The following is a 23832-nucleotide window of genomic DNA, read 5'->3' as shown; positions in this document are numbered from 1 at the left end:
ATTACCAATCGATTTGAGCTTTTGTCTGGCTTTTACTTGCACACTGCATCACCGACAACTTGATATCGTTTTGGCATGTATTGCCACCCAAGCCTCATAAGGAATACCGTTGTGACCGATACCCATATTAATGTCGATCAAGCTGAGATCGAAAAATTTTCTGCTCTTGCGCATAAATGGTGGGATAAAAGCAGCGAATTCAAACCCTTACACGAAATTAACCCGCTTCGAATCGGCTTTATCGAGCAATACGCCGGCATCAAAGGACTCACCATGCTAGACGTGGGGTGTGGTGGCGGCATTTTGTCCGAAGGACTTGCCGAGCGCGGCGCGATCGTTACCGGCATTGATTTGGCCGAAAAATCACTCAAAGTCGCCAAGTTGCACTTATTTGAATCGGGTTTAACTGTTAATTACCAAAATATCCCGGTTGAGCAACTCGCTACCGAACAAACTGAAACTTTTGATGTCGTCACTTGCATGGAAATGCTCGAGCATGTGCCATCACCGGCCAGCATTATCGAGGCCTGCGCTCGCTTGGTAAAACCCGGCGGCTGGGTGTTTTTTTCAACGCTCAATCGCAACCCGAAGTCCTATTTGTTGGCCGTCCTTGGCGCTGAGTACGTGTTAAATATGCTCCCGCGCGGCACACATGAATATAAAAAATTCATTAAGCCTTCTGAATTAGCGCGCATGACCCGCGCGGTGGGCTTAAATACCGTCGCCATTACGGGTATGACCTACAACCCGATCACGGATATTTATAAACTCAGTGATGACACCGATGTCAATTACATCGTTGCCACGCAGAAAAACGCATGATCCGCGCCGTTTTATTTGACCTCGACGGCACGATTGCCGACACCGCACCCGACTTAGCTGGCGCGCTCAATCGGCTGCTACTCGAAGAAGGGCGCGAGCCGCAGCCTTATGCGGCTATTCGCCCCTTAGCCAGTCACGGTGCGCGCGGCATTTTGGAGTTGGGATTTGGCTTAACCCCTGCTGACGCTGAATTTTCGCCCTTATTAGCACGCTTTTTGGATCACTATCAAAATCAAGTCTGCCAAGATACGGTGTTATTTGATGGCATCAGCGAACTCATCACGCAGATTAACGCACGGGGTTTGGCTTGGGGGATTATCACCAATAAACCAATGCGCTTTACAGATCCGCTGGTTCAACGACTCCCCTTCCCTATTGCGCCAAAAACCTGTGTTTCAGGCGACACGGTAGGCATACCCAAGCCAGCGCCCGAGCCCATGCTCTATGCCGCAGCCGAACTGGGCATTGATCCGGCGCATTGCTTGTATGTTGGCGATGCTGAACGCGACATTGAAGCGGGACGCAATGTGGGTATGACGACCGTACTGGCCAATTATGGCTACATACGCGCGTCTGATCAGCCGCAAAGCTGGGGCGCAGATATCCTGATTGAACATCCGCTGGAATTACTTCAATACTTACCACCATTACAATAATCACTACGAAAATCGAGTCAGCGAGGCATTCATTTCATTGCTGAGCAGCATTGATTTAACCGATCAACTCACTCTCTTGTTGCGTCGCCTGCAATTGCCGCAGGCCGACCAGCACTGGCTGCAATGCAGCAACGACGATGGCCAACTGCTTGGCAATCTGCTCATTCGGTTGCCGCTCAAGACAGGCTTGCTCTAACTCACCAGCCACTTGCTGAATCTGGATCGCGCCCAAATTAACGGCCATGCCTTTTAAAGAGTGCGCGCAGCGCATCGCGGCATTTGGATCGCTCGCCACTTGTGCTGTCGAAAAGTCAGTGGCAAACTGACTAATGCTATTAGAAAACAATAGCAATAGTTTCATATACAAACCTTCGTCAGACATACAGCACGCCAAACCACTGGCCGCATCAATGCTAGGCAAATTATAAATAGAGCGTTGCGGTGTCAGCGCTGTAGCAAGAACAATGGCTTCGTCCACACCAGCGGGATCGGCCAGCAAACGATTTTTTTGCGGACTAATCCAACGCGCAATCGTAGCAAACATTTCACCGACATTGAGTGGCTTGGCAATATGGTCATTCATTCCTGCTGCCAACACCTTTTCACGGTCCCCCGCCATCGCATTGGCGGTCATGGCAATAATTGGCAAATGCGCCCATGCTGTTTGATTGCGAATCATTTTGGTAGCGGCATAACCATCCAGTATCGGCATTTGGCAATCCATTAAAATGCCGTCAAAATCATGCTGCTCTGCCAAAATATCCAAAGCAATCTGACCATTTTCGGCCAAGCGCACTTCAACCCCTGCTTTTTCCAGCAGCGCAATCGCCAATTCTTGATTGAGCTCGTTGTCTTCGACCAATAAAATCCGTGCGCCATGCAGTTTTAGCATGGCCTCACTTTGCGTTTCAGCCCTTTGTTCAAAACGGGTTTCGGCCAACTGGCCTTTATCTAAAGCCAGACCAATCGCCTCTAATAAAGACGATCTCGAAACGGGCTTGTTCATCACACCGCGCACTCGCGCGCCATATTGCTCGGCCAATGCAGCCACATCTTGTCCATAGGCGGAGATTAAAATCATCGGCGGTAAGCCAGTGGCAAACGCGGCTTGTAATTGCAAAATGCATTGCAAGCCATCGAGCATTGGCATTTTGTAATCCATCAACACCAAATGATACGGTTGGCCACCACTCATCGAATTAGCAATCATACCGATGGCCAAATGCCCATTACTCACCTGATCAATCTGCATCCCAAAACTGCTAACCATCCGCGCTAAAATCTCTCTGGCCGTCGGATTATCATCGGCAATCAATACGCGTAAACCGGACAATTCCTCAGCAAGAAACATGCGTTTTGGCGCTTTTTGGCTCGCCTGCAAGCCAAAAAAAGCATGGAAATGAAATGTCGTCCCGACGCCCTCTTGGCTTTCTACCCAAATTCGGCCATTCATTAATTCAACCAATTTTTTGGAAATCACTAAACCCAAACCGGTACCACCATATTTGCGACTGGTTGAACTATCGGCCTGACTAAACGATTGAAATAATTTGTCACATTGTGCTGGACTCATGCCAATGCCAGAATCACGCACCCAAAAATGCAGTTCAATTAATTCACGATTGGTACTGACTTTTTCAACCCCAACGACAACTTGCCCTTTTTCGGTAAATTTAACGGCGTTATTACCTAAATTAACCAAAATTTGCCCTAAGCGTAATGAATCCCCAACTAAAGACATCGGCAAATCCATGGGTACTTCAAATAGTAATTCAAGTCCTTTGTCTGAAGCCTTATCGGCAACCAGATTAGCCAAATGATCGAGCACATCCTCTAAGCCAAAACCAGCCAATTCCATATCTAGTTTGCCAGCTTCGATTTTAGAAAAATCCAAAATGTCATTAATAATGCCCAGTAAATTTTCCGCCGCTTTATTGACTTTACTCACGTAATTTCGTGCTTTGGCTTCCAGTGGTAGCTCTAAAGCCAATTGTGACATCCCAATAATGGCATTCATTGGGGTACGAATTTCGTGGCTCATATTGGCCAAAAAATCACTTTTAGCGCGAGTCGCCTCTTCGGCGGCGTCTTTGGCGACTTCAAGCTCACCGGTACGCTCTTCAACCAAGGCCTCTAGGTGATTTTTATACGCATCGAGTTCGGCATAAGCGGTTAAATTCTCAATCGAGATTGCCGCTTGCGCAGCAAGCCAACTAATGGCCTGGCAACGCTTCACTGAAAAAACGCCCTCAACCGAACCATGCTCTAAATACAGTACACGCTGCGTTTTACCTTGCCGACCCACCGGCATACAAAGCAACGATTTGATTTTTCTAATGTTAATTTGTGGGTCATCGGCAAACTCAATCGACTGGCTCGCATCTTCCAGCACAATGGCTTCTCGGGTGTTATTGACCAAGCGGATGACCGACTCCACCAAACCGGTATCGGCGTGCATTGAGCCGGCAGATTCTTCGATATACAGCCGATTATCTAAATCCAAAACAATACAACCCTGCTCTGCGCCAGATGACTCCAGTATGATTTTTAACAATCTCGATAGCAAACCATCGAGCTTGCTCTCACTCGAGATGGTCTGCACTGCCCGTAAAATGGCCAAAACATCAATGGCATCTAAACCAAATTCATTGGATACCGTATTGGCCGTTCTGGCCAGTTCGATTTTCGGCAAGATACGCGATTTCACTCTTTGCGCCAAAGCCAGTGCTTGGCATTCAACATAGGCCAGAGCGGCCTGCTCAAGCGCTAAAGTACTTGCCGCAGAATTGCGCCGGCGCTGATGCATTTGCGCCAATGTTTCATTGAAAAAACCCAAATTGAGCAAAAAGCAATGATGCTGAGCACTATGAATCGCTTGCTGACACAAAGAAACCGCTTGCTCTTCTTCGCCGTCTAAATCGGCCAATAATGCACGTAAAAAAAACAACTTGTCTTCAACATTTTCAGCGCAACCTGCAACATAGACCGACTGGTAAAAACCTTCAATTTCCCTTAACTCACACAACAATTTTGCCTGACTATTGGACTCGGCGACCCTTGCCTTTCCGGCTAAAGCCACCCCATGCCAAAATGGATGATGTAAACTCAATAAGTACGTCGCTGGCCATGCCGCTTTAACGCTAGCATACAAACGAATCGCATCATCAAAACGTCCCTCAAGGGTATACAGCATCATTCGGCAAATATTAAGGCCGGCAATGGTAATCGGGACAGACTGCCATGCCTCAAGAAATTCGGCCTCAGAAAACTCGCTATGATCCAACACCCCTAAGCCCGCCGTATCACCATGTAAAGCGGCGGCAGTGGCGGCAAATGGCAAACTCAAGCTACCGACAAAAGGCAGTTCATTGCTGGCACAAAAATTAAGTGTTCGCTGCGCGGTGGACTGCAAATCGGTCACATCACGGCATAAAAATAAACTCACCCACGGAATACCGACCAGCATATAGCCGCCATACAAGGGGTCATGTGCACGCAATGCGACGCTATAGCCTTCATTCAAAAGCGGGACTGCGCGTTGAGCCGGTTCGGCCCAATGGGTAATATTCCAACCGTGATAAGCTAAACAGCGCTCATAGCCGTATAAATCATAGGTTTTGCTATTGCTATTGAGTAAGCGAATGCCCACTTCGGCAATTTTGCAGGCGTCTTGGTATCGGCGATGATGCGCAATTAACGCAATACCCAGCAAAGTAAAAAACATCGGCGAAACCCGCGTATAGCCATAGCGAATCGATCGATTGACGCCAATTACTGCAATCACAGAAAAAAACGGGAAATTCACAAAAATAGCCGGTTCTGAGACCTGTGAGAGCACTTTGAGAATAGCGTCATGCGCCGCATCATCACTGGCCGATACATCACTCAGCGATACGTAAGATTTCGACTGCATTGTTAATTCAAATTGTTCGAGCTCTTGCTGATATCGCACCATTAGCGCACTCGCGTCATCCAGTGGCGGAATATCAATATCAAACAAAGCCAAAGCCTCACGGCCAAGCGCATTGATTTCAGCCAAGCGACTATCATGATTCAGATGGGCAATCCGCAAAAAATACAGCTCAACTTGCTGTAATGGCGTTTGAGCATGCTGCTCAAGCAATTGAATATAATCTGCAAAACGTTCATATGAGCCAGCGAGCTCAAACACTTGCGCCGCATTTAAATAAAGACTAAATGAAAGATCAAAATTATTCGGCGAAAACGCATCATTCAGCAGGGCAATTCCAGTTTCTAAATAACTGAGCGCCGCCTGATAAGCCATGGCCTGCCTTGCCTTAACCCCTGCCTGCAAGTTGAGCTCGGCCAATTGCAAGCGTTCATCTGGCGCGCCAATTAAATGCTGCGCCGCATTAAGATGATCAACGATTTCAAATAATTTCGGCTCAATATCACTCACCCGCATCCGCTCAAGCATCAAACGGCCAATCCGCAAATGCAACTGATTGGTATATTCATCCGACTCTAAAACATAAGCGCCTTGCTGCACTCGATCATGTAAAAATTTAAATTCGTGCTTATCTTTACCATCGGTAATAGGCAATACAATTTCTTCTTGCAATGCTGGCGCCAACATCGTCAAAATTGTAGCTTGATCAAGCTCACCAACCATAGACAAGGTTGCCAAATCAAAACGATTGCCAATACTGGCGGCCATATTCAAGATATTGCGGGTATCTGGCGGCAAACGCCGAATGCGCCGAACCATTAAGTCAATCACATTCTCAGTGTGCGTGAGTGCTAAAGCACGCGCTTTAGACCAAACCCACCAGCGGCGTTGAGGGTGAAATGATAAGATTTTTTCATCGTACAGCTCTTGTAAAAACTGCCGTAAAAAGAACGGATTCCCTTGCGTTTTACGCATTAACATATCGTAAAACAAGGGCAAATCGTCCAATCCCGGAAAACTATCACAGACCAATTCAGCCAAATGTAATGTAGCAAGTGGCCCAACGCTAACGGCTTGAATCGCTACACCCTTCTTTTTAAGTTCGGCAAACATCAATGCCAGTGGATGCTGCTCATCAACTTCATTATCTCGATAAGCGCACAAGACCAATAAATAACCAACATCACCGTCCGAGAGACAGCTTTGAATTAGAGCCAAGGAGGCAAAATCAGCCCATTGCACATCATCTAAAAACAAGACCAATGGATGATTTGAATTAGAAAATGCTTTTAACAGCGCGGTAAATGCCATATTAAAACGATGTTGCCCTGCCGGCCCTTCCAATACGCAGGGTTTGGCTTGCGGACCAATAATTCGCGTAATATCGGGGATTAACTCAGCAATCACAGTACTATTTTCGCCCAGCGCATCGATTAAAGTCTCACGCCATAAAGCCAAATGAGCACGATCTCCAGACAAAATTCGTCGCAATAAAGCAGTAAACGTTTCAGTTAACGCTGAGTAAGGGACTTGCCGACGAAATTGGTCATGCTTACCCTCCGCCATCGCCCCACGCGACGCAACAACAGCCGAGCGTAAGCTACGAACCAAACTGGTTTTTCCGATCCCCGAATAGCCACCAATGGTGCACAATACTCCCTCACCTTGACAGGCTCGTTCAAAAAGATGCTGTAGTTGTGCTACATCCGCATCACGGCCATACAGCTTGTTAGAAATGACAAAGCGCCCAGATTCATCATGCGTACCCAGCAAAAAATCCTCGACCAAGCCAGACTGCATCCGCTGCAAACACTCACGTAAATCCGCACTTAACCCAGCAACAGAGGCATAACGCCCCATCGTTGGTTTTTCAAGTAGCTTTAGCACAATGCGACGTAATATGGGAGGGATCAACTGGGTGTTTGGCATTGCTGCAGGGGGCAGCGCCAAGTGAGCATGCACCAAAGCCAACAAATCATTCGCAACAAAGGGAGGTGAATCATTAAGCCAGGTATACAGCAAGCAGCCCACCGAATATAAATCGCTACGCGGACTGACTTTATCCCACATTCTGCCTGCCTGCTCAGGCGATGCAAAGCACAAATCCTCAACACTAATTAGCTCAGACCGCACTGCCGGCGGGGCAATCAAACCGACTAAACGACGCTCATTAAACCGTAAATTCGCCAAAGTAATCGCACCATGATGATTCCCATCAGCATGATAAACACTCAGATGATCGAGTAACTCAAGCGCATTTTCAAGCGCCAAAATAATCTGCTTCATAAGCCACCTATGGCATGTCTGACATCAAATCACACGGCAAAGCGAACAACCACCACAACCATCACTTAATGAGTGTAGTCAGAATTTATGACTTTAAAAGGCAGCAATCGAACAAGTTAGCGTCAACAAAAACAAACAGGCAGAAAGAATTCTGCAAAAATTTCGCCAAAAAGTGCCGAAATTGGGCTCCATTAACCATAAAATCAACAGCAGTAAAAAAATAAACCTTTAATATCAAAGCCCATTGACTTAGACCCAATCAGTTAGCCCGTGAACAGCTAGCCCAAAGCAAGAATAAGCAGGTATAATCGCCCTTCTTCTTGTCCAACTTGAAGACTACCGATCGGGGGCGCCATGGTTTCGACGGGGGTTGCAAAGCGGGTGAGGGCATGTCGGGATCGCAGATTCCCGTTAAACACTGTATTTATATAGTCGCAAACGACGAAACTTACGCTCTAGCCGCTTAATCGCGCTAGACTCTACACCACAGGGTCCATCGGGTGGGCTGGGTCAAACCAGCAGTAGAGTCATTTAGATGGAATCGCCTTAACTCGGGTTACTTGGGTTAGGGTTAAATTTAGGTAACTCGCTCTCCTCAAGCCTGCCCATCGGCGTGAAAGGGAGTTAAAACCCAAAAGATAAGGCTAAACATGTAGAACTCTTCGTAGAGTGCTTCCGGACGGGGGTTCGACTCCCCCCGCCTCCACCAGCATTTAAGGCTAAAGCCCTGATTATTCAGGGCTTTTTTACATTCAAAGACCTTGCCGCCATGGCAATCCACCCATATGTAATCGAAGTTAAAAGAAGCGCTATGCAGCAGTGCTTGGCCTAAAAATAATGCAGGCCGCAAACTGATGGTTTACTGCCCTTCATATTTCAAGCTTCGGCATCAATACCTCAGCCGCAGTGGACATTGCAAATGTGTTTTTGACCTCCATTTTAAGCGCTCAGGCGTGCCCCTCATTCGTGCCAATCTCGATTTGGCGTGCAGTACTTCTCGCACAAAGCTACTTGTCAGTGTATATTTATACCAATCAGTAGCGACTAGACCAGTAGCACTTAAACCGTATGCGTAGGCTGGAGGCGAACAATGTCACAAACGATCTGGATTACCGGTGCGACCGGCGCGATTGGCGCGGCTTTGGCGCATGAGCTAGCGAGCCTAGGTTGTCGGCTGATTTTGAGTGGCCGCAATGAAGAAAAATTGCTGAGCTTAGCGGCCCAGATCAATGGCGAGACGTTGGTTGTGCCGGGGGATTTGAGTTTGGTCCCTACGGCGGAAGTGATTTTACAAACGGCACAGCAACTCAATTTTATTCCCACGGGTTTTGCGCATTGCGTCGGCTCGACATTGATTCGCCCCTTGCATCTAACTTCCGCCAATGATTGCGAGGCGCTGTTTGCCCAAAACTATTTTTCGGCTTTTTATGCGCTCAAAGCCTTTGTCAGTCTGCAGCTGAAAACCAAAACGCCGGCCTCGGCGGTGTTAATTGGCTCGCTGGTCGCTAGCGCCGGTTTTGCCAATCATGAAGCGATTGCCAGCGCCAAAGCGGCGGTGGCCAGTTTGGCGCAGACGGCGGCCGCGACGTATGCCGACAAAGGCATTCGGGTGAATGCAGTGATGCCGGGCTTGACTCGCTCGGCGCTCTCGGCGCGTTTGACTGGGACGCCTGAGGCATTGGCGCGCAATGCCAAAATGAATCCGATGGGCTTGATTGGAGAAGGCCAGGACAGCGCCGCACTGATTGCTTTTTTACTCAGCGACGCAGCGCGTTGGATTACGGGGCAGATGATTGGCGTTGATGGTGGACACGCGCATTTGCATCCCTTGCCTAAAATATCCTGACTATGCCTCTGCTTCAGAAGCGTCATCCACGAGTGCTTTAATCGGGAATCCAGCGGCACAAACTGGATTCCCGCCTTCGCGGGAATGACGATTGAATGGTTTTTTTGTGGTTTGCTGAAGCAGAGACACAATCAGATAAAATATAAAGGTATATCACTGTAGCTCATTAAATAAACAGCTTATAAAGATATACCCATACATATTGACTCAAATCCATGGCGCACCATAAACTAAATTTACCGCAAAAAACCTGCCCGATTTGCCTGCGCCCATTTGCTTGGCGCAAAAAATGGGAGAAAAACTGGGCATCGGTCAAATACTGCAGCGTGCGATGCGCTCGGCAAAAAGGTAAAACATGCGCACACTCCGACTGATCTTGGGTGACCAACTCAATATTCGCCACAGTTGGTTTAGCGAGGCCGAGCGGGCGCGTGCTGATGTGCTGTATGTGTTGATGGAGCTACGCAGCGAAACCGATTACGCCTGGCACCACGCGCAAAAGGTACTCGGTATTTTTGCTGCGATGCGTGGCTTTGCTCAGGCTTTGCAAAACGCGGGCTGCCGCGTGCATTACATCAAAATTGGCGATACAGATAATCGGCAAGATTTTATTAGCAACTTAATGCAGCTGATCGAAACCCAGCAGATCACTCAGCTAGAGCGCCAACCAGCGGATGAGTACCGACTAGAGACGCAATTTTTAGCAGCTGAATCACGATTGGGCATGCCGATTAACGTCGTAGATAGCGAGCATTTTCTCGTGGATCGAGCGGTAATCAGCGCGCAATTTGCGCAAAAAATTCCTCGGATGGAGTTTTTCTATCGTGGCCTGCGCAAGCAGTACCAAATTTTACTCGATGCCGATGGTCAGCCATTGGGTGGGCAGTGGAATTTTGATCAGGATAATCGTAAGCGCTGGAATGGAGACCCCGCCGCGCCAGCATGGCCGAATTACGCGGCGGATTTAAGCCTGCTATGGGATGAAATTGCTGCCGCAGGCGTTAAAACCATCGGTCAGCCTCAAGCCCAATCTTTCCCTTGGCCCATCACGCGCACTCAAGCCAAACACGCACTGACAACCTTCATTCAAAACGCCTTGCCCAATTTTGGCGCGTATCAAGATGCCATGAGTACGGCTTCGCCGACTCTATTTCATGCTGGGCTTTCGTTTGCACTGAATCTTAAATTACTGCATCCGCTGGAGGTCATTCACGCGGCATTGGCTGAGTTTGCCGCTGGCGGTGTTTCGCTACCTACCGTGGAGGGATTTGTTCGGCAGATTTTAGGCTGGCGGGAATTTGTTCGTGGCGTGTACTGGGCGCGTATGCCCGCATATGGCCAACTGAATGAACTGGATCATCAGCGCCGTTTGCCTCGTTGGTATTGGAATGGGCAAACCAAAATGAATTGCCTCAAGCACGCCATTGATCAATCGCTGGCACTGGGCTATGCCCATCACATTCAGCGCTTGATGGTAACGGGCAACTTTGCCTTGTTGGCAGGCATTGCGCCCGATGACGTTGATGCGTGGTATTTGGGGATTTATGTGGATGCGTTTGAATGGGTCGAAATGCCCAATACCCGTGGCATGAGCCAGTATGCCGATGGCGGTCTGTTGGGTAGTAAACCGTATGCCGGTTCGGCGAGCTATATCAATAAAATGAGTGATTACTGCAAAGGCTGCCACTACCAGCCTAAGCAGCGCCACGGCGATGGCGCGTGTCCTTTGAATAGTTTGTATTGGCACTTTCACCATCGCCATAGTGAGCGATTAGAAAAAAATCCCCGACTTGGGATGACGTACCAAACATGGAAAAAAATGCCCGAAGATGAAAAGTCGGCCACCTTAGCGCAGGCAGAGTGGTATTTGCAGCAGATTAATCAACTGTAAAAAAGAATCTGATGAAGTTTCTGCAGCAGAAAACGCAAAGAAACTAATTCAATCGTCATTCCCGCGAAGGCGGGAATCCAGTTTGTGCGGCTGGACCCCCGATAAAATCACTCGGGGATGACGCGTCTGAAGTAGAGACAGCATCAGGAAAAAGAATCCATTGTAAAAAACTAACAATCAGGTGCGCGAATGGCAGCGAGTTGGGATGTGATTGTGATTGGTGCGGGGATGGCTGGATTGAGTGCAGCCCAGCAATTACATGCGGCAGGTCGACGCGTTTTAGTGCTAGAAAAATCACGCGGGATCGGCGGGCGGATGGCAACACGACGTGACGAGACCGGCCAATGGGATCATGGTGCGCAATATTTTACCGCGCGCTCGGCGGCATTTCGTCGGCAAGTGGCGATCTGGCTGCGCGCCAACTTGATTGGCCGTTGGCATGCGCCGATTTATGCGTGGGATGGGCAAAACCTAAGCATCAGCTCGCCGCAACAGCGTTTTGTGGGCACCCCAAAAATGAACGCGCCCTTGGGGGCGATAGCTGCAACGCTGGACGTGAAATTGTCGGTACAAGTCACGGCAATTGAAGCCACAGCGCAAGGTTGGCAAGTGAATGCGGGTGAGCAAATCTGGCAAGCACCGCAACTGGTGCTGGCGCTACCCGCGCCGCAAGCGGCGGCACTGATTCCCGTGGCGCACCCGATGCAGGCTGCGGCCGAAAACATACCCATGTCGCCCTGCTGGGCGGTCATGCTCAGTAGTGAGCACGCCATCAATTTGCCGTTCGCTGGGGCATTTATTAATGACGGCGCGATCTCTTGGCTGGCTCACAACAGCAGCAAGCCCGGCCGCTCCGGCCAGCACTGGTTGCTGCATGCCAGCGTGGCATGGTCGCAAGCTCATTTAGAAGATTCCGCCGATGAGGTGATTGCTTTACTGATTCAGGCGTTCAATCGCCTGCTAGCGCGCTGGGGGCAGGCTGAACCTCATTGGCAGCATGCTGGCGCGCATCGCTGGCGGTTCGCGCAAGGCAGCAGTACTCAAGCCGTCGTGCAATCGGCTGAAACGGGTTTGGTATTGGCTGGCGATTGGCTCGCGGGTGGCCGTATTGAAGGCGCATATCTGTCTGGCATCGATGCTGCAAATGCCCTGCTGGCCGCAACGGCTGGTCAACAAAGAAATCAATCATGAAGCCAGCAATCTATTGGTTTCGCAATGATTTACGCCTCAGCGATAACGCGGCACTCGTTCATGCTTGCCAGCAAGCGGATCAGCTGACTTTGGTTTACTGTCTGGCCCCTGAAGAAAATACCCAATGGGGGTTTACTCGTTTAGGCCAGCACAGAAAAGCGTTTCTAGCCGATACCCTTGCTGACCTTGCGGCGCAATGCGTGCAACAAGGCCGCCGTTTGCTGATTGTAGCGGGCGAGCCAAGCGTTGTTCTGCCGTCGATTTTGCAGCATCTTAAGGCCAATACCGTGTATTGCGAGGCGATTGCAGCGCCGTATGAAATGGCGCAAGTGGCTGCGCTTGACGCGCAAGGCTATTGCGTTGAGACCATTTGGCAATCGAGCTTGCTCGATCCCGCTACGCTGCCATTTCAGCCGCAAGACTTGCCGCTGATATTCACCACTTTTCGCCAGCAGATTGAACAAGCCGGCACCGTGCCACCTGCGCCACTGGCTTTCAGTGCAACATGGCCCGCTGCACCGAGCGCAGCGCAAGAACTACACAGCATCAATTTAAACGAATGGGCGGGCACGCCGTGCGTAGAAGCGCGAAGCGCCTTTCCCTATCATCAGCCGCAATGGCATGGCGGAGCGACTGCGGCATTGGCGCATTTGCAGCGCTATTTGGCGTCGGGCTTGGCCGATCAATATAAGCAGACGCGCAATGGTTTGATCGGCTGCGATTACTCCAGCAAGTTTTCGCCGTGGCTAGCCAGCGGCGCGCTATCGGCCAGACAAATTGATCAGCAATTAACAGCACATGAAGCGGCTAATGGCGCAAATGACAGCACCAACTGGATTAGATTTGAACTGCTGTGGCGAGATTATTTCAGGCTATTGCATCTACGGTTTGGCGCGCAACTGTACCGTGCCCAAGGCCTAAATGGCGCAGCGACTATGCCACATCAAGCCGAGCATTTTTTAAAGTGGTGTCAGGGTGAAACTGGCCAGCCTTTTATCGACGCCGGTATGCGCGAACTGGCCGCCACAGGCTATCTTTCCAACCGAATGCGGCAAAATGTGGCCAGCTTCTTAATTCATGATTTGCAATGTGATTGGCGGGCTGGCGCGGCGTGGTTTGAATCTCAGCTGATTGATTACGATGTGTATAGCAATCAAGGTAATTGGTTGTATTTAGCCGGTCGCGGTACAGATCCAAGACCCAATCGGCGCTTTAATATTGAAAAACAGATTAAAAATTACGATCCAAAGCATGAATATATGCAGTTATGGCGTGATTAAACGCGTGTAGTCAATCGCAGCCAACTGAATAATGAGATGACGGCTTTGGCCGAGCAGTACCCGATTACATCACACAAATTAAGGCCGCTACCTGATGGTTTGCGGCCTGTTATTTTTCACTCATTGGCGTGTACGGATCGACCAAAGTGGATTTTTCTGCCGCATGGTAATCGTCATTCGGTTGTTCAAGACGATCCGCTGTAATGCGGCGCCTTGCTCGGTGTTTAATATTTCTGACGCGCCATATTCACTCAACGCCGAGCCCAAACAAGCCATGCAAAAACCAACCATCGATGGCGCTATCGGCAGCGCTAGAAATAAATCAAATCAAAGACATGCCGTATTTATATTATTATCTTGCTGATTGCAAATCACCCCTCACCCCGCCATGAACCACAAACTCGTGCTGCTTTGCCTATTTGGTTTGAATTTCCAACTGTCTTCCCCGATCTATGCATGTACCTTGTGGGGCGTAGCTGGCAACACCAGTCTGGACGGAACGCTAATCGCAAAGAACCGTGACTGGACGCCTAATCACCAGCAGTCATTGCGCTTACAGACGCCCCGAATAGGATATCGCTATCTAGGGCTCTTCGCGGATGACGGGCATTTTAAAGGCCTCAAAGCCGGCGTAAACACGCAAGGCCTGGTGGTGCTGAGTGCTTCGGCCAGCAGCCTCCCCCGCTCGATTCGCGAGGCCGACCGAGAGCGTCACGGCGTAATGGCACAAATTTTGCAAAATTCGGCCTCTTTGGACGATGTAACCGCACATGCGGATGATTTGTTTTCCAAAGCAAAACCAGTGTTTTTACTGCTAGCAGACAGATATGGCTTAATGCAGGTTGAAGTGGGGCAACACGGTAAATACCGGTTACAGCGCATCGATCAAGGCACAGTTGCACATACCAATCATTATTTGGATGAAAGCGTTTTGGATCAACCACAGCACGTCGGCATGAGTAGCGCGATCCGACTTGCACGCATTAACGCCCTACTTGCTGAGCACGATACGCCGTGGCAACGCGACGATTTCACGCTAATCAGCCGAGACAAAAACGCGGGCCCCGATAATAGCCTGTGGCGGCTTGGCAAAGCGCATACATTGGCAAGCTGGCAGATGGCCTTACCTCTGCAGGGCCCGGCTCGATTGCATTTGATTCTTGCTAACCCCAATCAGCCAGAACAGCTTGTAGATCTAACGCTAGACAGCAAGTTCTGGCGTCAAATGGACGGTGTATTGGCACCGAAATAATCCGAAAATGCCGTCAAACTTAGCTCGCCACTGAGAAAAGGAAGCCGAGCTCCTGCCGTGTTCACGGCATAAATCAGGAACGGTGGAACCGGCTTCGGCCGGCTTTAAAATCGCCATCATTTGGCTATCGGAATAGCGTGTCGATTGCATGTCAAATGCGCCTCAAAGACTGCGAGAAAATTCTACTTAAAAATAGATTGGTTTGGTGGGCGGATAACCAAACCACTGACAATTGAACCGCAATGCATTAGCTTGAATCTAAAAATCGTCAACTCAAGTCAGACAACCCACAAAGAAGATGACGACGGCATTGCGCCTCATCATTGTCCAATGACAAAAAATAATAATTAATAATGAAATAGCCGAGGCATCCTATTTGTGCGCATTTTTTATAACAAAAGAGGCGTATTTTTTATTAAACCAGCATTCACTTAGTGCCACAGGTAGAAACCGTCCGCTTAATTCTAGAAACTTAACGAATAAAAAGGTCTCAGTCTTAATCATAATGATAATGATTTATCTATCAGTAAAGCGAGATGGCTTCATATCGATATCCTCATGTTTTTCATGGGTTTAGCTTATTTCTCTGGCAATTAAAAAAATATCACCTACTATTAAACGTAACTGAAACGATGTTCATTCAGCGCGTCAACAAATTGCTCTCGGATTTTTGAAAATTGAGTTTGCTTTTTTACTCAGCGAGCATTTAAAAATCAAGTCCTCCGCGTAACCCCAAACGATTAAATACAGTTTCTAGTAAAAAAAATAATATTTTCTCTGCACTTAGTTAAAAATCGCTTACAAACAAGCGATTTTGTAATGTATTACTATTAAATATTTTAATATTGGCTTGGCATAGTCAAGTAAAAATTCAACGTTTTAATCTTGGTACCGAATAACTGCCTTGAACTTTAACTCGTATCCAGCTGAAAGTTCAAAGCAGTCAGATTCAGTAAATCGATAAACCTAATTGCAAATAAATTATGAGGAAAAATAAAATATGAAAAACATGAAAAATTTATAATTTACTTTTACTTCTAATATTGGATTATTTATATGTGGAACTGGTTATTAGATACTTTGCATTCATATCCTGAGCTATCAATTTTTCTCGCACTAGCTTTTGGTTTTTGGCTAGGTCCGAAAAAAATTGCAGGTTTTGGCCTCGGCAGTGTGACCGCAACTTTACTATTTGCCGTCATCATTGGCCAATTTGGTATCACAATCACTGGCCCGATTAAATCGACTTTCTTTTTGATGTTTCTTTTTGCGGTTGGTTACGGTGTCGGCCCGCAATTTTTTGCAGGGCTAAGTAAAGATGGTCCACGCCAAATCGCTTTTTCAGTTTTGGTGTTAGCGCTATGCCTGTTGGTGCCATTCGCTTGCGCCAAATTTGCTAATCTTGATTTAGGTTACGCAGTTGGTTTATACGCAGGCTCGCAGACTATTTCATCTGCGATTGGTGTTGCTACCGATCAAATAAACCATATGGGCTTAACACCAGAACAAGCTAAATCGTATGCTGATTCGATTCCAATTGGTTACGCAGTGACGTACATCTTCGGCACGATAGGTTCCGCCATAATTTTGGCGCAACTTGGGCCAAAATTATTGGGCATTGATCTGGTTAAAGTTTGCGCTGATTATGAAAAAGAGATCGGAGGTGACCTTGGTCAGGATGCAGGTCAGCTCGCTGCATATCGGCAAATCGAAGTTCGTACATTCAAAGTCTCCTCCAATAGCCGCGTAGTCGGAAAAAAAGCGCGCGACATCGCACCCAACTTGCGCGTATTTATCGAACGAGTTCGGCGCGGCGACACGATTATTGAAGCCGATGGCGACACGGTGATTTTGGGCGGAGATGTCCTTGCCATATCAGGGCATCGCTCTGTGCTTGTAGAGCAAATTGAGCCGCACACCACTGAAGTTGATGATAAAGAACTATTAAACGCGCCAGTGAATAAGGTTGATGTCTATATAACCAACAAAGCGTTTAATAATAAAACAATAAAAGAACTTGCTGATAGCCCACAAGCACGCGGAATTTACCTCTCCAAAATTACACGGCATATGGTGGAGATTCCGATCCTACCCAATACCGAAATTTTGCGCGGCGACATTCTGACGTTGATCGGTAGCGAGCGCCACATTGCTGTTGCGGCCAAAGCACTCGGCTATGCTGATCGCCCAGTGCAAGATACGGATCTAGTTACTGTCGCTGGTGGTATTTTTATCGGCGGCTTAATTGGTGCTTTGTCGATCAAGCTTGGAAGTATTCCATTGAGTTTGTCTACATCCGGTGGCGCTTTGCTGGCTGGCCTACTCCTTAGTTATGGGCGAACTGTTCACCCAACTTTTGGCCGTATCCCAGCCCCTGCACTAGCACTAATGAATACTTTAGGTTTGAATGTATTTATCGCCATTGTTGGTATTAATGCTGGGCCGGGCTTTGTTGCTGGTCTACAGCATGTAGGGATCAGCCTCTTTGTCTGGGGAATTATTTCGACATCAGTACCAATGCTTGTTGCAATTTATCTGGGGCATTACGTCTTTAAATTTCATCCGGCTATTTTGTTTGGTGTTTGCGCCGGCGTTCGAACCACAACCGCGGCGCTCGGGATGATTCAGGAAACAGCCAAAAGTAAAGTACCCGCTTTGGGCTACGGTATGCCATATGCGATTGGCAATACCTTGCTAACTATTTTTGGTCTGCTCATTGTTTTATTGATGTCTCACAGCTGAACCTACTCTCTACTTTATCGCTTTAAGGAGCTCAAAATGGACGTTACTACGCTACGTGAATACCAACATCTCAGCCCGTTTGAAATTAAAGACTTTCTGATCAATGCCGCTAAAAAAGTGTCCAGAACGTCGCATAAAATATTTTTGAATGCCGGACGTGGCAATCCTAATTGGGTTGCAACTACTCCGAGAGAAGGTTTCTTTCTCCTTGGTCAATTTGCAGTACTAGAAAGCAAACGTGTAATGAACTTACCCGCCGGCTTAGGTGGCATGCCTAAAGCCAACGGTTCAGCGGCTCGTTTACAAGATTGGTTGGCAACGCAAAATCAAACCCCTGGCGCTGCTTTTTTAGCTAAAGCGATCCCATGGACAATTATGCGGTTTGGCTTTGATGCTGATGCGTTTGTTCATGAATTAACGGATTCGATCATTGGCGACAATTACCCGGTTCCTGATCGCATCCTCGTGCATAACGAGCAAATTGTTCATGAATATTTGCAGTGGGCCATGTGCGGAAATCCACGCCCGGTGGGCAAATTTGATTTATTTGCCGTTGAAGGTGGCACAGCAGCAATGTGCTATTTATTTAAATCGCTAAAAGCGAATCGCCTACTCAATGCCGGCGACACAATTGCGCTGGGAACGCCGATTTTTACGCCCTATCTTGAAATGCCCCTGCTAGAGGATTATCAACTCAACGTCGTTAATATCACCGCACACCAGGAAAATAAATTCCAGTGGACCGAAGAAGACCTTAAACCGCTACTCGACCCAAAAATTAAAGCGTTTTTCTTGGTCAATCCAGGTAATCCAACTGCCGTGGCCTTATCCGCTGAAACCATCCAGCGTATCGGAAAAATTATGCAGCAGCGCCCTGATCTGATCATTCTGACCGATGACGTTTATGGCACGTTTGTTAATGATTTTCGCTCTTTGCTTGGCGAATTTCCGCGGAATACTATTGGCGTTTATTCATACAGTAAATATTTCGGTTGTACTGGCTGGCGCCTAGGCGTAATTGCGGTGCACGAAAACAATATTTTTGACGAAAAAATTGCCAATCTACCCGAAGCAACCAAACTACTGCTCGATAAGCGCTACAGCACGTTAACGCTTGAACCGCGCCAGCTGAAATTTATTGATCGTGTCGTCGCCGACAGCCGTGACGTGGCGCTTAATCACACTGCTGGCTTATCGTTGCCGCAGCAAGTGATGATGACATTATTCTCGATTAGCGAATTGATCGATGAAGAAAAAGCGTATCAAAAAGCGTGTATTAATATTGTTGATCAGCGCGTTCACTTGCTAAGCGAAGGTTTGGGCATTAACCCCGAAATCGGCCCCTTGTTTGATCGCTATTACGGCCTGATCGATTTCGAATTTTGGATTCGTAAATACATGGGCGAAGAGTTGGTGACGTGGATGAAGGTCAACGTGCATCCGCTCGACATCGTGTTTAAGCTAGCGGAAGACCATGGCATTGTTTTACTTAACGGCAATGGTTTTGAAGCTCCAGATTGGTCTGCCCGCGTTTCGTTTGCTAATTTGGAGGATGAGGTTTATGAAGACATTGGTCGTGCAGTGCGCGCTGTCGCACGCGGCTATTGGCAACAATATCAGGCCACATTAAGCACTTGATTTTGCGTGTCAGATTTCGGCTTATACAGCCATTAATAACCAGCCGCTTTGCACTATTGCGAACTTGAATTTAGGTGAGACGATACACCTGCTTCTCAAGTTGATGATTGTGCTGCTTTCGTTAATGCCTCACGAAAGCAAGCCGGGCGTAAGGATGTTACCGCCCCACCCCAATTGTCGTTTTAATTTAGGCATGCTGCGCTTTTGATTTTTGGGAGCGCAGCAGGGATGGCTTCGAGCATCGTGCCAGCACAATGGCGCGACCTCTTTGCGGCGCAGTTGAACTTGAATTTCCCCTCCGGTGTGACGCTTACTTTGCCTGCGGCAATCGATCCGGCTTGGGTCGCGGCTTTATTGCGCGCTTTGGCATGATGCCACCATTCACCTTGCTGCAATTGGTCGTCGAGCCAGCCGATATGCGCCTCGGCATTGAGGGTTTGTCGGCCAAGATTCACGCCCGTTTGCAGCGTTCACCCGTCGAAGGTGCAGCATATGCATTTCGCAATCAGCGCAGTAATCGCTTCAAAGTGCTGCTGAGGGAGAACGCAGCGAATTGCCTTTAGCAGAAAGCACGCTGGCCAGTTGGGTTGGTAGCCTCAGTTGGTGGTTGCAACCATTGGCGGATCGGCTGCATGAACCACTGAACGGCGAAACGGTGCTGCATGCCGACGAAACCCCAGTCAAACAACTCGATCCGGACAAAGGTTGCAATATCCCATTCAAAAAACAGCGTGTAACTGCCCGCCACATGAAATCACGCAATCAACTGCACCAACTCACCATTACGGCGAAATGCTAAAAATTGCTGGACCGCTCCCGATTGAATTGCTGCCATCATTCGTTGAAATGCGCCCTCAATTTCATCATGGGTCGGCGCTAGCTGACCCTTGCCACCTAAACCAGCGACAAAGACAACATCCCAAGTGGGAATTAACTGTGTTGATTCCGCCGTCAAAACCGCGAACGTACTTAGCTCTAGCGGCGATTTATCCACGTACATTAAAGGCGTCAGTTCGCCAGCCTGCTGGGCGGTAAACTGAGCCACTTGCTCGGCACTCGCTCCTTCAGGCAAACCTGCACCTGTAAAAACAAACAATAACCTTTGTGGTGTTGGCTGGGCGCGAGCAGCAGTCAGTAAATCAGTAAAACTGGCAATATTCATAATGACGCCCCTAGGATTAGTTGTGATTAAAAGTACCGTTAAAATCTGACATAAAACATAAAAAACTCACCCACTCACACAATATCATGACTGCGTTGATACGCAATGACCGACAATGAACGCACCCCCTGTGCACCATGCACTAAAGTGCCTTCAATATCAGCCGTCGCCGAAGGGCCGCTATGCAGTACTGCATATCGAGCCGATCGAAACTCAGGGCGTTGATAAGCGTGATGTAGATTGCCAACAATCTCATCCACATCCAACAAAACGACCAAATGCTGCGCCAAATAAGCCAGTGCATTAATCACCAGCTCTTGCTCGGTAAAGCAAACGCTACCGGTTTCAGCAACGGCAAACCGCGCACGCACCACAGCGATATCCACCTCGGCCAAGCGATGCGGATCTTCGCCTTGCAAAACACGAAAATTACCCACCAATTCGGGAACGACCGAAGCAATTATTTTAGCTTCCGGAAAATGTTGTGCCAGTAAAGCGTTCAAATGCACACCATCAGGACAATCCAATACTTGCCCGCCCATCCGTCGCAAACTCGCTTGAAATTGCGGCCATGGACTTGGCAAATCGGCATCAAACAACGCCACTTTGGGTAAATCACTTGCCGGCGGCTGATTGACGCGTACTTGCGCCAAAATAATATCGCGACTACTCATGATCAGCACCTCGGTTTTTGGCCCACCACTGATGAAATGTGGCTTGGGGCGCTTCAGGCATCTCTCTTTGCAAGCCCCAAGCATTGAGTGGGTTATAAATTAATGCCCGTGGGAAATCGCGACTAACTTGATCAAGCCCAGCAATGACGCGCCGATATAATACCGGGCTTGCCAATACTTTGGCGGCGACATCCAGCGCAGTTCGACGCAATAGCGGTAGCTCTTGTTTTTCACTTATAATTCGCCGCCATTGATAGATTTGCTCGTGAATATTGATTTTGACTGGGCATACGCTGGTACAACTGCCATTCATGGTGGATGCATAGGGCAAAGCACGATAGCGATGTAAATCAATCGCTGGATTTAAAATTACCCCAATGGGCCCCGGATATACACTGCCATAACTTAAACCACCACTGCGCCGATACACTGGACAAGTATTCATGCACGCCCCGCAGCGAATACACTTGAGTGAAGTCCAAAAATCAGTCATCCCCAATCGTGCTGAGCGGCCGTTATCAACCAACACAATATGCATTTCACCGCCATCGCGTGGCGCGCGAAAGTGCGAGGTATATTGCGTAATGGGCGAACCTAAGGCACTGCGTGACAACAGGCGAATAAATACCCCCAGATCTTCGATACGCGGAATCAGTTTTTCAATCCCAACCGAGGCGACATGCAAGGGTGGTAAATTGGCGCTAATGTCGGCATTACCTTCATTGGTACACACCACAAAACTACCGGTCTCTGCGATCAAGTAATTCGCCCCTGTCATTCCCGCATCGGTGGCTAAAAAATGCGGGCGCAAGCTTTGTCGTCCAGCTTCACTTAATACTTTGGGGTCGTCATTATTAGGGTCAGAATGAATTGTCCGGGCAAATAATTTTGCAACATCACCTCGTAATTTATGCACTGCCGGCACTACGATATGACTCGGTGGTTGGTCATCATCCAATTGCTGAATCCGCTCGCCCAAATCCGATTCAATTACCGTAATCCCGCGCTCGGCCAAATACGGTCGCATCTGGCATTCATCCGTGAGCATCGACTTGCTTTTAATCACGGTTTTAACTTGCCGCGCTTCAAAAATCTCGCCAACAATCCGATTATGCTCTTGGGCATTTTGTGCCCAATGCACCTGCACCCCATTGGCTGTAGCGTTGCGCTCAAACTCTTCTAGATAGTCCGCCAAATGCGTCAGCGTATGCGCTTTAATATCCGACGCGAGCTGGCGCAGCGTTTCCCACTCAGGGATATGATCTCGCTCTTGATCGCGCCCTTTTCTTAAGTCCCACAAGTGATGATCATGAAAACGTTCATGCTGCACATCGGCGATAAAAACATCTGCAGCGGCCGATTGATCAACCGGTTTCATTGTGCGTCTCCATTCAAAATCTGGGCAATATGAATGTATTTTTGTCCATACCCTAAGCGCTGCGCGCAACCCTTTTGATGCATCAAGCAACTCATGTCGGCCGAGACAATATATTCCGCCCCCGCTCGTCGTTGATCATCCACCTTGTCATACCCCATTTTGGCCGACACGCCCTCCTCAAAAACAGAAAACAAGCCTCCAAAACCACAGCACTCATCGGCGCGCTCTAACTCAACCCATTCGATGCCCGGTACATTGGCCAGCAACGCTTTCGGCTTAGAAAAAGCTGGCCCACTAATTTCTGACATTGATGCCAAAGGTGGTTGCAGACTACGCAACGAAGTACAGCTATTGTGCAAAGCTACTTTGTGCGGGAATGACGCCCAAGGAAAATCATGGATTTGCAATATATCGTGTAAAAATTCAACTAATTCATACGCATGCGTTCGCACGTGCGTCACGTCAGCAGTTTGCTCAATGGCATCTAAATGTTGTCGAATATGATGAATGCAGCTGGCGGATGGGCCGACGATATAATCGTAACCCGCAAAGTTTTGGACAAATAATGCTTCGCAAGCTGCTGCATTTTTTTGATCCCCTTCATTGGCGAGCGGCTGACCACAGCAGGTTTGATTGAATGGATACTCCACAATACACCCCAAGCGCTCGAGTAATTGCAGCGTCGCAACCCCGATCTCAGGAAAGCTCGCATCAATAAAGCACGGCACAAACAAAGCCACGCGTGGCGCAATCGGCGTCATCGTCATTACCAACCCCTTATTTCAATCGTGAACGATGTTTTATCATCGCTCATGTTCATCAAATAGCCATCACCGCATTCCTGTGCCCCTGTAACTCAAGCGCACGCACGCAATCAAACCGCCAATTACTTACGAGCAACAAAATAAAATACAGGTTAATTGTAAATATAATCGCAGTCTACACTGACAACCACTCTAGATCGTCGTAATTAATAAGCGTAAAAATGAACACTGAGCATAGATAAAATCAGCACACGCGTCGTCCACACCAAGGCTAAATGGCAAAATACAAGGCGCAACAACTCAAAAAAAGCCTGATGATCCAACCGACAAGCACCGACGG

General features: G+C 48.3%; 19 protein-coding genes, 1 other RNA gene and 1 pseudogene. 14 read left to right on the top strand and 7 right to left on the bottom strand.

Features of this window, described 5'->3' with window-relative positions:
• The first annotated feature begins 111 nt into the window (after nt 1-111).
• Together ubiG and LG219_RS00190 are read left to right on the top strand one after the other, a co-directional pair.
• Nucleotides 112-822 carry a bifunctional 2-polyprenyl-6-hydroxyphenol methylase/3-demethylubiquinol 3-O-methyltransferase UbiG gene (ubiG, locus tag LG219_RS00195; protein ID WP_444542515.1) on the top strand — a complete coding sequence of 237 codons (711 nt, stop codon included), beginning with the start codon at nt 112-114 and terminating at the stop codon, nt 820-822.
• Complete coding sequence (locus tag LG219_RS00190; protein ID WP_226762538.1) at nt 819-1478, top strand: HAD family hydrolase; 660 nt, start codon at nt 819-821, stop codon at nt 1476-1478. Before ubiG ends, LG219_RS00190 begins: the two co-directional genes overlap by 4 nt.
• A 55-nt stretch (nt 1479-1533) precedes the next feature.
• On the opposite strand, the gene LG219_RS00185 is transcribed toward LG219_RS00190, so the two are convergent.
• A complete protein-coding gene (locus tag LG219_RS00185; RefSeq protein ID WP_226762537.1) occupies nt 1534-7674 on the bottom strand; it encodes a response regulator in 6141 nt (2046 codons plus the stop codon).
• Between the two features lie 345 nt (nt 7675-8019).
• Here LG219_RS00185 and ssrA point away from each other — a divergent pair.
• The 6 genes from ssrA to LG219_RS00155 all read left to right on the top strand — a co-directional run bounded on the left by ssrA (nt 8020) and on the right by LG219_RS00155 (nt 13882).
• Nucleotides 8020-8383: a transfer-messenger RNA gene (gene ssrA / locus LG219_RS00180) on the top strand.
• Nucleotides 8384-8764: 381 nt separating this feature from the next.
• Complete coding sequence (locus tag LG219_RS00175; protein WP_226762536.1) at nt 8765-9520, top strand: SDR family NAD(P)-dependent oxidoreductase; 756 nt, start codon at nt 8765-8767, stop codon at nt 9518-9520.
• Nucleotides 9521-9735: 215 nt separating this feature from the next.
• A complete protein-coding gene (locus LG219_RS15350) occupies nt 9736-9894 on the top strand; it encodes a DUF2256 domain-containing protein (RefSeq protein WP_226762535.1) in 159 nt (52 codons plus the stop codon).
• Complete coding sequence (locus LG219_RS00165) at nt 9876-11411, top strand: cryptochrome/photolyase family protein (RefSeq protein ID WP_226762534.1); 1536 nt, start codon at nt 9876-9878, stop codon at nt 11409-11411. Before LG219_RS15350 ends, LG219_RS00165 begins: the two co-directional genes overlap by 19 nt.
• A gap of 189 nt (nt 11412-11600) precedes the next feature.
• Nucleotides 11601-12602, top strand: coding sequence for an NAD(P)/FAD-dependent oxidoreductase (locus tag LG219_RS00160; protein ID WP_226762533.1), 1002 nt, complete (start codon nt 11601-11603; stop codon nt 12600-12602).
• On the top strand, nt 12599-13882 hold the full coding sequence (locus tag LG219_RS00155) for a DASH family cryptochrome (RefSeq protein ID WP_226762532.1): 1284 nt from the start codon (nt 12599-12601) through the stop codon (nt 13880-13882). The genes LG219_RS00160 and LG219_RS00155 overlap by 4 nt, the downstream gene beginning before the upstream one ends.
• Before the next feature lie 120 nt (nt 13883-14002).
• Here the strand turns inward: LG219_RS00155 and LG219_RS00150 are convergent, their stop codons facing one another.
• Nucleotides 14003-14158, bottom strand: a complete 156-nt coding sequence (locus LG219_RS00150; protein ID WP_226762531.1) for a hypothetical protein — start codon at nt 14156-14158, stop codon at nt 14003-14005.
• A gap of 112 nt (nt 14159-14270) precedes the next feature.
• Here LG219_RS00150 and LG219_RS00145 point away from each other — a divergent pair, with 112 nt between their 5' ends.
• Nucleotides 14271-15134 (top strand): carcinine hydrolase/isopenicillin-N N-acyltransferase family protein, encoded by an 864-nt coding sequence (locus tag LG219_RS00145; protein ID WP_226762530.1) that lies wholly within the window; start codon nt 14271-14273, stop codon nt 15132-15134.
• Nucleotides 15135-15140: 6 nt separating this feature from the next.
• Here LG219_RS00145 and LG219_RS00140 read toward each other — a convergent pair.
• A pseudogene (locus LG219_RS00140) lies at nt 15141-15284 on the bottom strand (transposase); the annotation flags it as partial.
• A 906-nt stretch (nt 15285-16190) separates the two neighbouring features.
• Between LG219_RS00140 and aspT the strand changes: the two are divergent.
• The 5 genes from aspT (at nt 16191) to LG219_RS00115 (ending at nt 20313) form a co-directional block, all read left to right on the top strand.
• Nucleotides 16191-17876, top strand: coding sequence for an aspartate-alanine antiporter (gene aspT / locus LG219_RS00135; RefSeq protein WP_226762529.1), 1686 nt, complete (start codon nt 16191-16193; stop codon nt 17874-17876).
• Between the two features lie 36 nt (nt 17877-17912).
• A complete protein-coding gene (locus LG219_RS00130; protein WP_226762528.1) occupies nt 17913-19514 on the top strand; it encodes a bifunctional aspartate transaminase/aspartate 4-decarboxylase in 1602 nt (533 codons plus the stop codon).
• 228 nt (nt 19515-19742) lie between these two features.
• Nucleotides 19743-19886 carry a hypothetical protein gene (locus LG219_RS00125; RefSeq protein ID WP_226762527.1) on the top strand — a complete coding sequence of 48 codons (144 nt, stop codon included), beginning with the start codon at nt 19743-19745 and terminating at the stop codon, nt 19884-19886.
• Nucleotides 19883-20077, top strand: a complete 195-nt coding sequence (tnpB, locus tag LG219_RS00120) for an IS66 family insertion sequence element accessory protein TnpB (protein ID WP_226762526.1) — start codon at nt 19883-19885, stop codon at nt 20075-20077. Before LG219_RS00125 ends, tnpB begins: the two co-directional genes overlap by 4 nt.
• Nucleotides 20068-20313, top strand: coding sequence for an IS66 family transposase (locus LG219_RS00115; RefSeq protein ID WP_226762525.1), 246 nt, complete (start codon nt 20068-20070; stop codon nt 20311-20313). The genes tnpB and LG219_RS00115 overlap by 10 nt, the downstream gene beginning before the upstream one ends.
• Here the strand turns inward: LG219_RS00115 and LG219_RS00110 are convergent.
• From LG219_RS00110 to LG219_RS00095, 4 genes are all read right to left on the bottom strand, one after another.
• On the bottom strand, nt 20269-20676 hold the full coding sequence (locus tag LG219_RS00110) for a ribonucleotide reductase subunit alpha (protein WP_226762524.1): 408 nt from the start codon (nt 20674-20676) through the stop codon (nt 20269-20271). The two genes, LG219_RS00115 and LG219_RS00110, sit on opposite strands and share 45 nt — an antisense overlap.
• 74 nt (nt 20677-20750) lie before the next feature.
• Nucleotides 20751-21350 carry a LutC/YkgG family protein gene (locus LG219_RS00105; protein WP_226762523.1) on the bottom strand — a complete coding sequence of 200 codons (600 nt, stop codon included), beginning with the start codon at nt 21348-21350 and terminating at the stop codon, nt 20751-20753.
• On the bottom strand, nt 21343-22728 hold the full coding sequence (locus LG219_RS00100) for a lactate utilization protein B (protein WP_226762522.1): 1386 nt from the start codon (nt 22726-22728) through the stop codon (nt 21343-21345). Before LG219_RS00100 ends, LG219_RS00105 begins: the two co-directional genes overlap by 8 nt.
• Nucleotides 22725-23495 (bottom strand): (Fe-S)-binding protein, encoded by a 771-nt coding sequence (locus LG219_RS00095; protein ID WP_226762521.1) that lies wholly within the window; start codon nt 23493-23495, stop codon nt 22725-22727. Before LG219_RS00095 ends, LG219_RS00100 begins: the two co-directional genes overlap by 4 nt.
• Nucleotides 23496-23832 lie beyond the last annotated feature (337 nt).

This window comes from Deefgea salmonis, from assembly GCF_020531905.1.
GTDB lineage: Bacteria > Pseudomonadota > Gammaproteobacteria > Burkholderiales > Chitinibacteraceae > Deefgea > Deefgea salmonis.
Note: the sequence above shows the minus strand (reverse complement) of the source record. Positions and strands in the feature narration are given on the sequence as shown.